This is a genomic window from Actinomadura latina NBRC 106108 (assembly GCF_001552195.1).
Taxonomy (GTDB): domain Bacteria; phylum Actinomycetota; class Actinomycetes; order Streptosporangiales; family Streptosporangiaceae; genus Spirillospora; species Spirillospora latina.
Window position 1 is genome coordinate 370,638 of the sequence record NZ_BCQS01000003.1, and the last position, 13,317, is coordinate 383,954.

Genomic DNA, 13,317 nt, shown 5'->3' on the forward strand with positions numbered 1-13,317 from the left:
GGAGTCCAGTCTTCTGGTGCGCCCTCACGAGCACAGTGTGCCCGCACACCGAGAGGGGGTGTACTTACCTCCACCCCGGGAGGTGATCGCGGTGCCCGCCCGCCGTTGTCGGGAGGACGCGGTGGCTAGAGGACGCGGTGGCTAGAGGGCGACGAAGGTCAGGCCGCGCTTCTTCAGCTTGGGGATGGCCGTTCTCAGGGCCTTGATGGTCTGGGAGCGGTCACCGCCGCCGTCGTGGCAGAGGAGGATGTTGTTCTCCTTGCCCTTCAGGAGGGCGCGGCGGATGTGGCCCACGCCGGGGCGGGCCCAGTCGCGGGGGTCCACCGCCCAGTCGATGGGGAGCATGTCGTGCTCGGCGACCAGTTCCAGGACGGTCTTCGACCACGCGCCGCCGGGGGAGCGGAAGAACTGGGGGACGACGCCGGTGACGTCCGCGATCCGGTCGTGGGCCTCGACGATCTCCTTGCGGACCCTCTTCTTCGAGAGGTCCGCGATGTCGATGGGGTGGGTCTCGGTGTGGTTGCAGATCTGGTGGCCGGCGTCGGCGATGCGGCGGGTGAGCTTCGGGTACTCCTTCACCTGCTCGCCGATGATGAAGAACGTCGCGTGGACGTCGTGCTCGGCCAGCAGGTCGAGCATCCTCGGAGTCCAGGTGGGGCTGGGGCCGTCGTCGACGGTGAGGGCGATCGACTTCGGCGGCGCGGGCGGGGCCAGCTCGGACAGTTCGCGGACGGGCTTGTCCAGCGCGGTGAGCTTGCCCGGCGTCCAGGACGCGGCCCGCGGGGTGGGGGTGGGCTTCGGGGTCGGCGTCGGATGTATCACCGGTCGCGCGCGGGGCGTCGACGAGGGCGCGGGCGCGGCGGCGGAACCGCCCGAGGGACGTGCGGCGTCCGCGCCGAGCGCGGTCACCCCGGCGGCGGCTCCCAGCAGCCAGAGCGCTTTGCGGCGGGATGTCCCGCCTGACTCCTCAACCTCCACAAGTCCCACGCTATCGAGGTTTTAACCGGGTAGGAGACCGCTATGGCATCAGAATCGGGCGTTTTGGGCGGCGGGTGAGCGCGGCCCCGCAGGCCGGGCCGCTGCTGGCCTTCGTCCTGGCCTCGCTCGCGGCGGTCGCCGCGGTGCTCATGCGGGTCGGCGGGCTGGGGCTCGGCCGGGACATGCTCGTCGTGTCGGTGCGGGCCGCCGTGCAGCTCACCGCCGTGTCGCTGCTGATCGCGGCGGTGCTGCGGAGCGGGGGGCTGACGGCCGCGTTCATCGCGGGCATGGTCGTGATCGCGGTCATGACGGCGGGGCGCCGCGTCACCGGGTCGCTTCGCGGGTCCGGGTGGTGGACGGCCCTGCCGATCGTCGCCGGCGTCGCGCCGGTGCTCGGGCTGCTGCTGGCGACCACGCTGGTCCCCGCCCGCACGGTGGCGGTGCTGCCGATCGCCGGGATCTTCATCGGCGGCGCGATGTCGGCGACCGGGCTCACCGGGCGCCGCGCGCTGGACGAGCTGACGGCGCGGCGCGGCGAGTACGAGGGCGGCCTCGCCCTCGGCCTGCCGGCGCGGGACGCCGCGCTGGAGGTGTGCCGACCGGCGGCGGCGCTCGCGCTGTTCCCCGTCCTCGACCAGACCCGCACGGTCGGGCTGGTCACGCTGCCGGGCGCGTTCGTCGGCGTGCTGCTCGGCGGCGCCGACCCGATCGAGGCGGGCGCGGTGCAGCTGCTCGTCCTCATCGGGCTGCTCGCCATCGAGTCCGTCGCGGTGCTCATCACACTGGAACTGGTGGCGAGGGGCCACGTCGACCAAGCCGAGTCGTACAGGAGGTCATGAATGGACGCCAAGGCGTTGGACGCGCTCGGCGATGAGGTGCTCGACTGGCGGTTCAAGGCGATCCCCGCGTCCGCGCACGGGATGACGGTCGACGCGGCGCGCGCGGCGCGGCTGCCGCTGGACGGCTTCGGGACGCCGCTGCTGACCCTCGACGCCGGCGCGCTCGACCACAACGTCCGGACGATGGCGGAATGGACCCGCGACGCCGGGCTCCTGCTCGCTCCCCACGGGAAGACGACGATGGCGCCGGCGCTGTGGCGGCGGCAGCTGGACGCGGGGGCGTGGGGGATCACGGTCGCGAACCTGCCGCAGCTCCGGGTCGCCCGCGCGTTCGGCGTCCGGTCCGTCGTGTACGCGAGCACGCTGCTCGATCCGGCCGGTCTCGCGTGGCTGTCCGGGGAGCTGGACGACAACCTGGACTTCGAGTTCGTCTCCTGGGTCGACTCGGTGCGTTCCGTGGAGCTGATGGACGGGGCGCTCCGGTCGGCGCGGAGCCAGCGCCCGGTGGACGTGTGCGTCGAGCTGGGCGGGCCGAGGGGGCGCACGGGCGTCCGGGACGACGGCGACGCGCGGGAGGTCGCCGCCGCCGTCCGGAAGGCCCTGAAGCTCCGCCTTGTCGGGATCGGCGGGTACGAGGGCGCCCTCGCGCACGACGCGTCCGAGCGGAGCCGCGTCTCCGTGGACGCCTACCTGCGCCGGCTCGCGAACCTGTACCGGGGGCTGGAGTACGAGGTGGACGAGCCGATGGTGACCGCCGGCGGCAGCGCGTTCTTCGACCAGGTCGCGGACGTGCTCGGCGGCCGGGTCGCGGAGGAGGGCGGGAAGGTCGTGCTGCGGTCGGGCGCGTACATCGTCCACGACGACGGCTTCTACCGGAACATCTCGCCCTTCGCGCGCGGCGCCGGCTCGCCGCTGCGTTCGGCCATGCACGCCTGGGGACGCGTCGTCTCCCGTCCAGAACCCGCCCTTGCGCTCCTGGACGTGGGCAAACGCGACGTCCCGTTCGATGAGGGCCTCCCGGAGCCGCAGTTCGTCCGGGGCAAGGGCCCGCTGGACGGCGCCCGCATCACCGCGCTCAACGACCAGCACGCGTTCCTCCGCGACTCCTCCGCCGAGGTGGGCGACGTCGTCCGGCTCGGTCTCTCCCACCCCTGCACCGCGTTCGACAAGTGGACGATGATCCCGGTCGTGGACGACGCCGGCGCCCCGCGCCCCCGTGTCGTCGACTACGTCCGGACGTACTTCTAGCGTCCGGGAAATCCGTTTACTCCGAGCAATCGGGTTCGCCGTGGTGTTACGGTTCTGTGTGCAAACGGGGGCCGGACGTCCCTGCCGAGGCAGGCGGGACGGCCGTGCGATCACGGCCCGGCGCAGCCGGCGTGTGGTGAACGTTCCGTCCAGGCAGTGCGCCACGGGGGCCGATCTGCACTGGACGACGTCCGCGGCACGGCGCTGACCCCGTCGCCGGGTCCGATCGACGAACCCCGATCACCGGAACACCGCGCGGCCCCGCGGTCGTCCCCCGGTCAGGGCAGCAGACCGGCGCGGCGCGCGGCGGTCACCGCCTCCAGGCGGGTGTGGCTGTCGAGCTTGCGCATCGCCGAGCGCAGGTAGCTCTTCACCGTCTCGGGCAGCAGGCCGAGGCGTTCGGCGGCCTCCGCGTTCGTGCACCCGATCGCCACATACGACAGGACGTCCAGCTCGCGGGGCGACAGGACGGGCCGCGGCGAGGCGTCCGACTCGTCCAGCCCGGCGGCGGCGAGGCGCAGCGACGCCCGGCGGAGGCGGTCGCGGGTGGGCAGGTCGTGGACCTCCTCGGCCAGCGCCCGCAACTCGGCGTGGACGGCCCGCACCTCCTCCCAGCGCGCGGCCGACGTGGCGGGCGGCAGCTGCGCGAGGGCGTCGTCCGCGCGGTCCCGGACGGCGAGGTCCTGCTCGAGGTCGCGGGCCACCTGGACGGCCGCGCCCACGACCCGGTCGGCGAGGCCCAGCGGCTCCCGCAGCGCGCCGTAGATGACGCCCCGGACGCGGCGGCGGACCACGATGGGGACGGCGACGATCGACAGCAGCCCCTCGCGTCCGACCGGCCTGTCGTAGTCGTCGCTGATCGACGCCGCGCACGGGTAGTTGCTCACCCAGGCGGGGCGTCCCATGGCCATCGCCTTGCCGCCGAGGCCGTTGCCCTGCCGCACGACCAGGCCGTTCAGCGAGTCGGTCGTGTTGCCGACGAGCTCGGTGATGCGCATTCGGTCCTGGCCGCTCAGCGCGCCGCCGAACACCATGGGCAGGCCGGTCGTGCGGTGCAGCGTCAGTATCGCGGCCCGGACGGCTCCCGCGTCGTCGCGCGTCATGCTGGGGCCACTCCCCGGGCCTCCCAGTACAGGCGCATCCATGCTCCCGAGCATGCCTTGCCCTGGGCCGTCACGGAAGGTCACGCGCTGAGAAACTCAGGCGTGCCTGGTCGTGGCGGCGTCCTCCAGGCCCAGGATGTCGATGGCCTCGGCGCGCATCTGGACCTTGCGGATCTTTCCGGTGACCGTCATCGGGAACTCGTCCACGACGTGCACGTAGCGGGGGATCTTGTAATGGGCGAGCTTGCCCTCGCAGAACGCGCGCAGCTCACCGGCGGTCAGGCCCGGCACGCCCTGGCGGAGGCGCACCCACGCCATCAGCTCCTCGCCGTACTTCTCGTCGGGGACGCCGATGACCTGCGCGTCCACGATGTCGGGATGGGTGTAGAGGAACTCTTCGATCTCGCGCGGGTAGATGTTCTCCCCGCCGCGGATCACCATGTCCTTGATGCGGCCGGTGATGTTGACGTAGCCGTCGCCGTCCATCACGGCGAGGTCGCCGGTGTGCATCCAGCGGGCGGCGTCGATGGCCTGGGCGGTCTTGTCGGGTTCCTCCCAGTAGCCGAGCATCACCGAGTAGCCGCGCGTGCAGAACTCGCCGGTGGTGCCGCGCGGGACGGTCACGCCCGTCTCCGGGTCGATGATCTTGATCTCCAGGTGCGGCAGGACGGTGCCGACCGTGGAGACGCGCCGGTCGAGCGAGTCGCCCGCCCGGGTCTGCGTCGACACCGGGGACGTCTCCGTCATGCCGTAGCAGATCGCGACCTCGCTCATCCCGAGCCGGTCGATGACCTGCTTCATCACCTCGACCGGGCACGGCGAACCCGCCATGATCCCGGTGCGGAGGGCCGAGAGGTCGAGGCCGTCCACCGAGGGCTCGTTCAGGACGGCGATGAACATCGTCGGCACCCCGTACAGCGACGTGCAGCGTTCGGCCGCGGCCGCCTCCAGGGTCGCCTTCGGGTCGAACGCCGGCGCCGGGATGACGACGCACGCGCCGTGGCTGGTCGCCGCGAGGTTGCCCATGACCATGCCGAAGCAGTGGTAGAAGGGCACCGGGACGCACACGCGGTCTTCTTCGTCGTAGCCGCACAGTTCGCCGACGAAGTAGCCGTTGTTCAGGATGTTGTGGTGCGACAGTGTCGCGCCCTTGGGGAAACCCGTCGTCCCGGACGTGTACTGGATGTTGATGGGGTCGTCGGCGGTCAGCGTCCGGGCGATGTCGTTCAGGACGGCCGGGTCAGCCGTGCGGCCGGCTTCCATGAGCGCGTCCCAGTCGGACGTGCCGATGAGGATGACGTCGCGTAGGGCGGTGCACTTCGGCTTGACCTCGTCCACCATCGCCGCGTAGTCGGACGTCTTGAACGTGGATGCCGATACCAGCGTCCGTATGCCCGCCTGGTTGAGGACGTACTCCAGTTCGTGCACCCGGTAGGCGGGGTTGATGTTGACCAGGATCGCGCCCAGCTTCGCCGTCGCGTACTGGACGAGCATCCACTCGGCGCAGTTCGGCGACCAGATCCCGACGCGGTCGCCCTTGACGACACCGAGGTCGCGCAGGCCGAGCGCGACCGCTTCCACGTCGTCGGCGAACTGCTCGTACGTCCAGCGTTGCCCGGACGTCCTGTCGACGAGCGCATCGCGTTCGGAGTAGGCGGCGACCGTCTTGTCGAGGTTCGCACCGATGGTGTCACCGAGCAGCGGGGTGCTCGATATGCCGGATGCGTAGGAGAGGGTCATCGCAGGTCCTCCTCACGGAACTCGCCCTCCGGCCGGTCCTCCGCACCGGGGTGCTTGCCGATCTCGCCGGTCCGCAGCTCGACCCGGCGGATCTTGCCGGAGATCGTCTTCGGCAGCTCGGCGAACTCCAGCAGCCGGATCCGCTTGTACGGCGACAGCTGCTCCCGGCTGTGCGCGAAGATCGCCCGCGCGGTCTCGGCGGTCGGCGCCCAGCCGTTCGCCAGGGTCACGTACGCCTTCGGGACGGCCGCTCTGACCGGGTCCGGCGACGGCACGACGGCGGCCTCCGCGACCGCCTCGTGCTCGATCAGCACGCTCTCCAGCTCGAACGGCGAGATCTTGTAGTCGGATGCCTTGAACACGTCGTCGGCGCGTCCGACATAGGTGATGTATCCGTCCTTGTCGCGGGAGCCGATGTCGCCGGTGTGGTAGTGGCCGCCCGCCATCGCCTCGTCCGTGCGCGCCTCGTCGCCGTGGTACCCGGTCATCAGCCCGATCGGACGGTCCTCCAGGTCGAGGCAGATCTCGCCCTCGTCCGCGGCCTCGCCGGTCAGCGGGTCGATCAGCACGACCTGGTAGCCGGGCAGCGGACGTCCCATCGACCCCGGCTTGACCATCTGGCCGGGCGTGTTGGCGATCTGGGCGGTCGTCTCGGTCTGCCCGAACCCGTCCCGGATCGTCCGGCCCCAGGCGTCCTTCACCCGCTCGATGACCTCGGGGTTCAGCGGCTCGCCGGCCGCGACGACCTCGCGCGGCGGCGTGCCGAGCCGGCCGAGATCGGCCTGGATCAGCATCCGCCACACGGTCGGCGGCGCGCAGAAGCTCGTCACGCCGCACCGCTCCAGCGTGTCGAGCAGCCGGTCGGGGTCGAAGCGCGTGTAGTTGAAGATGAACACGCACGCCTCGGCGTCCCACGGCGCGAAGATGTTGCTCCACGCGTGCTTCGCCCAGCCCGGCGAGGAGATGTTCAGGTGGACGTCCCCGGGCCGCAGCCCGATCCAGTACATCGTGGACAGGTGCCCGGCCGGGTAGGACGCGTGCGTGTGCTCGACCAGCTTCGGCTGCGCTGTCGTCCCGGACGTGAAGTAGAGCAGCAGCGTGTCCCGCGACATCGTCAGCCCGTACGGGGTGAAGCCCTCCGCCTCCTCGTAGGCGTCCGAGTAGGTGACCCACCCCTCCACCGGCTCGCCCACGGCGATCTTCGTGTAGTCGCCCTCGACCCCGTCGAACTTCCCGGTGTCGGACGAGGTGACGACCACGTGCCGCGCCTTGCCCCGGTTCACCCGGTCCTGCAGGTCGGCCGTGCCCAGCAGCGGCGTGCACGGGATCATGATGGCGCCGATCTTCATCGTCGCCAGCACCGTCTCCCACAGCTCGACCTGGTTGCCGAGCATCAGGATGACCCGGTCGCCGCGCCGCACGCCCGCCCGGCGCAGCATGTTCGCGACCTGGTTGGACCGCCGCGACAGCTGCAGGAACGAGTACTTCGCCTCCGAGCCGTCCTCCTCGACGATCCACAGCGCGGGCGAGTCGTTGCCCTCGGCGATCTTGTCGAACCAGTCCAGCGCCCAGTTGAAACCGGTCAGCACCGGCCAGCGGAACTTCTCGTACGCCGTCGTGTAGTCGTCGCGATGCGCGAGCAGGAAGTCGCGCGCCGCGCGGAACTCGACTGCGGGCATGGTCTCTCCTCGTAGCCGGACGGACACCCGGTCACAAGAATGGTTCGCCATCCCGGTGACCTGCGCCACCCCCGAACGGGGGTAGTCGAAACCGTCCTACCCGCCTGGTCCGGGGCGGGAATCCCACCCGCCGCCGCAGGGTCCGCGTCAGCGCTTGAGGGAGTGGAGCAGCCGGCGGGTTTCGGGGCGGCGGTTCCAGGCGATCAGGGCGAACACGACGGCGAAGGCAGCGGGCATCGCGCTCCACGCGGGCTCCAGCACCAGGATCTGGGTGAGGATCGCGCCGATCATCAGGCCGATCAGCCCGGTCGCGGCGACCCCGGCCAGGCGGGGGATCACCAGCCCGATCGCGCCGGCGACCTCGACGAGGCCGGTGACGTAGCGGAACCACTGGCCCCAGCCGATCTGCTCGAACGTCTCGACGGCGTCGGCCTGGCCGATCAGCTTGGGGAGCCCCGAGGCGATCAGCAGGAACGCGGCCAGCAGGATCTGCGCGCCCCACAGCACCTTGCGGCGGGTGCCGTGGTCGGCGGCGGTGATGGTGGACGGGGCGGCGTGAGCGGTCTGGGTGGTCATGGTGGTGGTCCCTCCGTGCGGTGCGTCTCATCGGCCTTTCACTAACGCGTCGCACGGCCCGCGCCCGGATCGACACCCCACCCGATTTTTCTTCAAGATTTTCTTCGCGACCCCAACGCCGCAGGTCAGAGCGGTGAGTCGCGTGGGCGTCGGGGCTTCTGCACGGTGCGTCAGACGACGTCGCCGCGGCCGTCAGGGAACTCGGAAGCCGCGGAAGGTCACGTGCTTCCGGGTCTTGAAGCCGAGCCGTTCGTAGAGCGCGATCGCCCCGGTGTTCGCCTCGGCCGCGTGCAGGAACGGACGGTTGCCCCGGGACGTGATGTGGGCAGCGAGCGCGCGTACCAGCCGGGCGGCGTGGCCGCGCCCGCGCGCCTCGGGGGCGGTGCAGACGGTGCTGATCTCCGTCCATCCCGGCGGCCGGAGCCGTTCGCCCGCCATCGCCACCAGGGCGCCGTTCTCGCGGACGCCGACATAGGTGCCGAGTTCGTGCGTGCGCGCCCAGAACGGCCCCGGCCGGGTCCGTGCGACGAGGTCGAGCATGTCGGGTACGTCATCCGCGCCCAGTTCCTCCACCCCCGTGTCAGTCTCGCTGCTACCGCGCCACACCATCTGGAGGCCGTCCAGGACGAACACTGGCTCCCAATCCGGCGGCGGGATCGCGGGGCTGCTGAACATGTCGGCGAGTTCCCCGCTCCCGAGTAGCCGGGCGAGGTCGGACCACTCCGCCGCGTCCGGCTCGGCGGACACCGCGGAGAACGTCGAGACCCCCGGCACATAACCGGCGACCCGTCCCAGCCGGCGCGCAAGGTGCGCATGGTGTCCACGAAGCGACTCGCCCACAGGGTCGTCCAGCGCGACCTCGTCGCGGTCTGCCATCGTGCCGAACCTCTCACCGTGGGCGAAAACCAAGCGAATTTTACTGCCAGACTCGATCGAGTCGGCCTCGTGGCTTGCGGCTGAGGTGCCCTCGGGGTGGCGCTCGGCCGGGAGCCAGGGTGCCTGTACCGAAACGCGAACGTGCCGCCCTCCGCAGGGGAGGACGGTACGTCCAGCCGGTCTACTTGGACGGGATGTAGGGCGGGGCCACGCCCCAGCCCCAGTGCGGCATGGGGGCCTTCAGGGGTGGGGTCGCGTCGGGCTGGGAGTTGGACAGGGCTATGCGCGTGCCCCACTCGATGTAGGACGTGAAGGCGGCGCGGAACTCGGGGTCGTCCGGGAGGCCGACCTCGTCCGCGGCGTCCATGAGGAGGGAGACCCAGCGGCGGCGCTGGGCCTCGGTGATGCCGCGGCGCAGGTGCTGGCGGACCATGTGGTGGTAGCCGCCGCGCTCCTGGCTGTAGCGCTCAGGGCCGCGGAAGACCTCGCTCAGCCAGATCGCGACCCATTTCGGGTGGTCCGGGGCCATGTGCTCGAAGAGGGGGAACAGCAGGTCGTCCTTGAGGACGTTGCCGTAGAAGACCTCGGTGAGGCGTTCGAAGGCTTCGGTTCCGCCCGCCCAGTCGTAGATCGTCGGGACGGACGAGCCGGCGCCGCGCACGGGCGTCTGCTCGTAGTGCCGCATCTCCTCGATCTGCCGCACGTACGGCTTGATCTCGGCGAAGAAGGCGGGGAAGTGCTCGCCGCCGCGGAACCCCTTCATGTGGTCGTCGGTGGACGTCCAGCCGATGCGCAGGATGTAGGACGAGGGCTCCTCGACGCAGCGGGACAGCTCGAAGTCCACGCATTGCGGCGCGGCGGCGAGGGGGACGGAGGCGCGGGCGTAGGCGGCCTCGAACTCGTCGGCCTGGTGCGGGTCGATGCGGTAGCGGATGTACTCAACGATCAAGGAAGCCCCCAGAAGCGACCGGTCGGGCTATCACTGTAATCCTGTAATCATTGGACCGGAAGCCAAATGATCAATCTGGGGCGGATGCGAGTGGTCTTCCGGCCGGATGTCCGGCTCCCCGTGCGACGGGCGTGCTTCAGCGGGACGGCCGCGTCCGCATCCGGCGCGCTTCGAGGGCCAGGAAACCCGCGAGCACGACGACGGCGGCGGACTCCAGGCCCAGCGAGACCGCGATGACGGTCCGGTAGCCGCCTTCCTGGAAGCCGAAAAGTGTGCCCGTCTCGCTGATCAGAAGGCCGATGATGGTGCCGGCCGCGAACACGATCCCCCCGAGCGCCACGAGCGCGTGCGCCGCCCGTCCGGCGGCCGGGACCGACCGGACCCCCGGGAGCGACCCGAGCGGGCTCACCAGAAGGAGCCCGAGCGCCACCGCCCCCGCGAAGTTGAGCAGGAACAGGACGCCGATGGTCGGGACGTCGCGGTAGTCGTCGGCGAAGTACTCGTACAGATGGAGGGCGCCGATGCCGAACAGGAGCAGGGCGCCCAGGTAGCGCAGTAGGTCACGCATGGCAATCACCCGTAGGACTATTTGGTGACCGCGCTACCGGACGGCGACAGCACGTACCACTTGGCGCCGAACTGGTCGAGCCCTTGCCCCCCGGTGCTGCCGCCGGAGGTGCCGTCGGGCGCGTAGTAGTACAGCGGGTGCCCGGAATAGCTGACTTCCGTCGTGCCGTCGCTCCGCTTGGTGGTGCTCAGCTTCGAGGCGTCCGCGCCCGAACCGGGCTGGGGCCGCACGCTGGTCGTGACCGGCGGCCACACCGACGTGCACGCCCCGGAGCAGGACGACTTGCCCCCCGTGTCCTTCTCGAAGAGGTAGACCGTCCGGCCCGTGCCGTCGACCAGGATCGGCCCCAGGTTCCCCACGCTCGCCGCCTTGATCGTCTGGCCGGACGTGCCGCCGGTGGGCGCCGAGGACGTCGCCGATCCGCCGCCGTAGCCGGACGATCCCGATCCGCTCGATCCGCCTCCGCCGCACCCGGCGACCGTCGCCAGAGCCACTCCGGCGGTCGCTCCCGCCATGATCATCGGCAGTCGACGTATCCGGGACATACGTACCCTCCCCGTTGGCCTGCCAGCGGTCGCCCGCTGCGCCTTCTGCGGCGCCGATTACCCGCCGTCCCCTCCCGCGAACTGCTCCGGTCCCGGTTGTGACCCGCTCTTTTCCATAGCTGTACGGTTCCCCGGACGGCGGCCCGCGGCTGCGACGCGGCCGCCCATTGACCGGCCTGCCCGGCCGGATGATCACGCGTGAAGCACGCGATCACCCGGCCGGGGGACGGTGATCAGTCCTGTGCGGAAGACGAGCGGCGCAGCCAGGCGACCGCTCCGGCGGCCAGGGCGATGACCAGCACGATCAGCCCGATCCAGAGCCAGCCGGACGAGCCCGGCGACGTCTGCGCGGACGTCGCCGCGGCCGGGGACGGTGCCGGGGCGGCGGGCTGCGCGGCGCCCGAGGACCCCGTCACGGTGAAGGTGTAGGTGCCCTCGACCGGATGGCCGTCCGAGGCCACGACGCGCCAGCCCACCGTGTACTTCCCGTTCGGCAGCGCGCCGTTCACCGCCTGCGTGACCTTGTTGTCGACCGCCTGGGCCGACCCGGTCTGGTACTGCTTCTTGGACGCGTCCATGAGGATCACGCGGGGCAGGCGCACCGGGTCGGCGTAGGTGAGGACGATCTGGGACGGCGCCGAGACCGTCGCGTCCTTCGCCGGGTTCGCCGACGTCAGCGTGGTGTGCGCGGAGGCCGGAGCCGCCGTCAGGGCGAGGGCCGTCCCGGCGGCGAGGACGCCGGCCGCGATCCGCCGCGTTGCCTTGTTCATGCCCGGCTCCGCGCGCGGCTCAGGCCGTAGCCGCCGAGGCCGAGGCCGGCCACGCCGACCGCGATGCCGATGCCGCCGAGGAGCCGGGCCGTCCCGTCATCGGACGACGCCGTGCTCTTGGCGGCGGGCTTCCGCTCCGCGGTCAGGCCCGCCGTGGTCGCGGCGTCCTCCGGGGTGAGCTTGAGCGTCGGCGCCGGGTGCTCCGGCTCGGCGGCGCCCTCGGCCGGGGCCTCCTGCCACTTGACGACCTCGCCGTTGGAGTACGTCTGGTCGGTCTTGAACATCAGCTGGTCGGTGTCGGTCGGAAGCGGTCCCATCGAGACGTCGAACTCCTGGAACCGGCCCGCTTCGATCTTGCCGCCCGACCACGTGATCGTGGTCACGGCCCGGGTCAGCTCGCCGCCGTGGGACTTGATCGGCTTCGGCAGCTTCGACTTCTCGGCCTTCACCGTCCAGCCCGGGGTGGGGCGGACCGACACCGACGCCAGCGGGTGGTCGACCGGCAGGTGCACCACGATCTTGGTCGTGGACGCGTTGTCGCGCTCGTTCGGCACCCGGAACGACACCTTGGCGTAGGAGCCCTGCTCGGCGGTCTTCGGGTTGGCGGTGACGTGCGCGGACGCGGCGGTGGCCAGGGCCGCCACGGACATGGCGGCGAGGGACGTGATGGCGCCCAGCCGGCGCACATGCGGGAAGAAGGACATGACGGAACTCCGTTCGAGTCGTACGGGAAATCCGGATGCGCCGTGGACCGGCGTCCGGTGACGTACGGCGCCCGCCTCGGAACCTCAGCGGTGTGCGAGCGCCCTCGAACGCGGCGGGGGACCCCGCCGGACCACCTGATGCCGCAGCACCCGGTCGTTGGCCGTGCCCGCGGTCTTCTCCGGCACCACGGGAATCGGCTGCGGGTACGTGGCCTCCTCGATGGTGAGCAGGGCCGGCAGCAGCCGGATGGGACGGTCCGCCGCGGCGGCGACCCGGCGGGCCATCGTCCACGCGGCCCGCTCGCCGCGCCGCAGCCACCAGGCGGCGACCAGCGCGGCCACGCAGTGCGCGAGCGTCATGAGCAGGCCGTTGCCGCCGTGCGCGGCCGGCGCCGCCATGGCGGCCGTGTGGTGCGGCATCGCCGGTGCGGGGTGCGCCGACGCGTTGGTGAACAGCGTGTGCAGCGCGAACTGCCCGCCGAGCAGCCCGCCGAGGATCGTGGCGAGGGAGCGTTCGTGGCCCGCCAGCATCAGCGTCACGCCGAGGACCGCGCCGAACCCCGTCGTCCCCGCCCACACCGGGACCGCGCATCCACCTGCGAGGTTGTGCCCGAGGACGGCCAGCGCGACGCACGCGGTCGCGAAGACCACCGCGCGGGCGGTCCGGAACAGGGGTTCGCGGGGGCGGTCGAGCATGACGGGACCATCGTGCCACCGCCGGCGCCGTCCGTGCAGCCGACCC

General features: G+C 71.5%; 14 protein-coding genes. 2 read left to right on the forward strand and 12 right to left on the reverse strand.

Annotated features, from left to right (window positions below; translation table 11 throughout):
- Positions 1 to 141 precede the first annotated feature (141 nt).
- Positions 142 to 978, reverse strand: a complete 837-nt coding sequence (locus tag AL2_RS02475) for a polysaccharide deacetylase family protein (protein WP_083945862.1) — start codon at positions 976 to 978, stop codon at positions 142 to 144.
- 74 nt (positions 979 to 1,052) lie between these two features.
- Here AL2_RS02475 and AL2_RS02480 point away from each other — a divergent pair, with 74 nt between their 5' ends.
- The gene (locus AL2_RS02480; protein ID WP_067628680.1) at positions 1,053 to 1,817 is read left to right on the forward strand and encodes an ABC transporter permease; all 765 of its coding nucleotides are present in this window, start codon (positions 1,053 to 1,055) and stop codon (positions 1,815 to 1,817) included.
- Positions 1,818 to 3,065 (forward strand): alanine racemase, encoded by a 1,248-nt coding sequence (locus tag AL2_RS02485; protein WP_067628683.1) that lies wholly within the window; start codon positions 1,818 to 1,820, stop codon positions 3,063 to 3,065.
- Between the two features lie 278 nt (positions 3,066 to 3,343).
- Here AL2_RS02485 and AL2_RS02490 read toward each other — a convergent pair whose 3' ends face one another.
- The 11 genes from AL2_RS02490 to AL2_RS02540 form a co-directional block, all read right to left on the reverse strand.
- The gene (locus AL2_RS02490; RefSeq protein WP_067628684.1) at positions 3,344 to 4,168 is read right to left on the reverse strand and encodes a helix-turn-helix transcriptional regulator; all 825 of its coding nucleotides are present in this window, start codon (positions 4,166 to 4,168) and stop codon (positions 3,344 to 3,346) included.
- Positions 4,169 to 4,264: 96 nt separating this feature from the next.
- On the reverse strand, positions 4,265 to 5,908 hold the full coding sequence (locus AL2_RS02495; protein ID WP_067628687.1) for an AMP-binding protein: 1,644 nt from the start codon (positions 5,906 to 5,908) through the stop codon (positions 4,265 to 4,267).
- Positions 5,905 to 7,587, reverse strand: a complete 1,683-nt coding sequence (locus AL2_RS02500) for an AMP-binding protein (RefSeq protein WP_067628689.1) — start codon at positions 7,585 to 7,587, stop codon at positions 5,905 to 5,907. Before AL2_RS02500 ends, AL2_RS02495 begins: the two co-directional genes overlap by 4 nt.
- A gap of 147 nt (positions 7,588 to 7,734) precedes the next feature.
- A complete protein-coding gene (locus tag AL2_RS02505; RefSeq protein WP_067628691.1) occupies positions 7,735 to 8,163 on the reverse strand; it encodes a DoxX family protein in 429 nt (142 codons plus the stop codon).
- Between the two features lie 192 nt (positions 8,164 to 8,355).
- Positions 8,356 to 9,039, reverse strand: a complete 684-nt coding sequence (locus tag AL2_RS02510; protein WP_067628694.1) for a GNAT family N-acetyltransferase — start codon at positions 9,037 to 9,039, stop codon at positions 8,356 to 8,358.
- Between the two features lie 181 nt (positions 9,040 to 9,220).
- Positions 9,221 to 9,988 carry a group II truncated hemoglobin gene (locus AL2_RS02515; protein ID WP_067628696.1) on the reverse strand — a complete coding sequence of 256 codons (768 nt, stop codon included), beginning with the start codon at positions 9,986 to 9,988 and terminating at the stop codon, positions 9,221 to 9,223.
- Between the two features lie 136 nt (positions 9,989 to 10,124).
- Positions 10,125 to 10,556 (reverse strand): hypothetical protein, encoded by a 432-nt coding sequence (locus tag AL2_RS02520; RefSeq protein ID WP_067628697.1) that lies wholly within the window; start codon positions 10,554 to 10,556, stop codon positions 10,125 to 10,127.
- 17 nt (positions 10,557 to 10,573) lie between these two features.
- Positions 10,574 to 11,101 carry a COG4315 family predicted lipoprotein gene (locus AL2_RS02525; protein WP_067628699.1) on the reverse strand — a complete coding sequence of 176 codons (528 nt, stop codon included), beginning with the start codon at positions 11,099 to 11,101 and terminating at the stop codon, positions 10,574 to 10,576.
- A 233-nt stretch (positions 11,102 to 11,334) separates the two neighbouring features.
- A complete protein-coding gene (locus tag AL2_RS02530) occupies positions 11,335 to 11,871 on the reverse strand; it encodes a copper resistance CopC family protein (RefSeq protein WP_067628700.1) in 537 nt (178 codons plus the stop codon).
- Complete coding sequence (locus tag AL2_RS02535) at positions 11,868 to 12,575, reverse strand: YcnI family copper-binding membrane protein (protein WP_174550805.1); 708 nt, start codon at positions 12,573 to 12,575, stop codon at positions 11,868 to 11,870. Before AL2_RS02535 ends, AL2_RS02530 begins: the two co-directional genes overlap by 4 nt.
- 84 nt (positions 12,576 to 12,659) lie before the next feature.
- Positions 12,660 to 13,271, reverse strand: a complete 612-nt coding sequence (locus tag AL2_RS02540) for a hypothetical protein (RefSeq protein ID WP_067628702.1) — start codon at positions 13,269 to 13,271, stop codon at positions 12,660 to 12,662.
- Positions 13,272 to 13,317 lie beyond the last annotated feature (46 nt).

Excerpts from the sequence above, each read along its gene's own strand:
- AL2_RS02540 (WP_067628702.1), bottom strand. The coding sequence starts at position 13,271 with ATGCTCGACCGCCCCCGCGAACCCCTGTTCCGGACCGCCCGCGCGGTG.
- AL2_RS02495 (WP_067628687.1), bottom strand. The coding sequence starts at position 5,908 with ATGACCCTCTCCTACGCATCCGGCATATCGAGCACCCCGCTGCTCGGT.
- AL2_RS02520 (WP_067628697.1), bottom strand. The coding sequence starts at position 10,556 with ATGCGTGACCTACTGCGCTACCTGGGCGCCCTGCTCCTGTTCGGCATC.
- AL2_RS02505 (WP_067628691.1), bottom strand. The coding sequence starts at position 8,163 with ATGACCACCCAGACCGCTCACGCCGCCCCGTCCACCATCACCGCCGCC.
- AL2_RS02510 (WP_067628694.1), bottom strand. The coding sequence starts at position 9,039 with ATGGCAGACCGCGACGAGGTCGCGCTGGACGACCCTGTGGGCGAGTCG.
- AL2_RS02530 (WP_067628700.1), bottom strand. The coding sequence starts at position 11,871 with ATGAACAAGGCAACGCGGCGGATCGCGGCCGGCGTCCTCGCCGCCGGG.
- AL2_RS02490 (WP_067628684.1), bottom strand. The coding sequence starts at position 4,168 with ATGACGCGCGACGACGCGGGAGCCGTCCGGGCCGCGATACTGACGCTG.
- AL2_RS02485 (WP_067628683.1), top strand. The coding sequence starts at position 1,818 with ATGGACGCCAAGGCGTTGGACGCGCTCGGCGATGAGGTGCTCGACTGG.
- AL2_RS02525 (WP_067628699.1), bottom strand. The coding sequence starts at position 11,101 with ATGTCCCGGATACGTCGACTGCCGATGATCATGGCGGGAGCGACCGCC.
- AL2_RS02500 (WP_067628689.1), bottom strand. The coding sequence starts at position 7,587 with ATGCCCGCAGTCGAGTTCCGCGCGGCGCGCGACTTCCTGCTCGCGCAT.
- AL2_RS02535 (WP_174550805.1), bottom strand. The coding sequence starts at position 12,575 with ATGTCCTTCTTCCCGCATGTGCGCCGGCTGGGCGCCATCACGTCCCTC.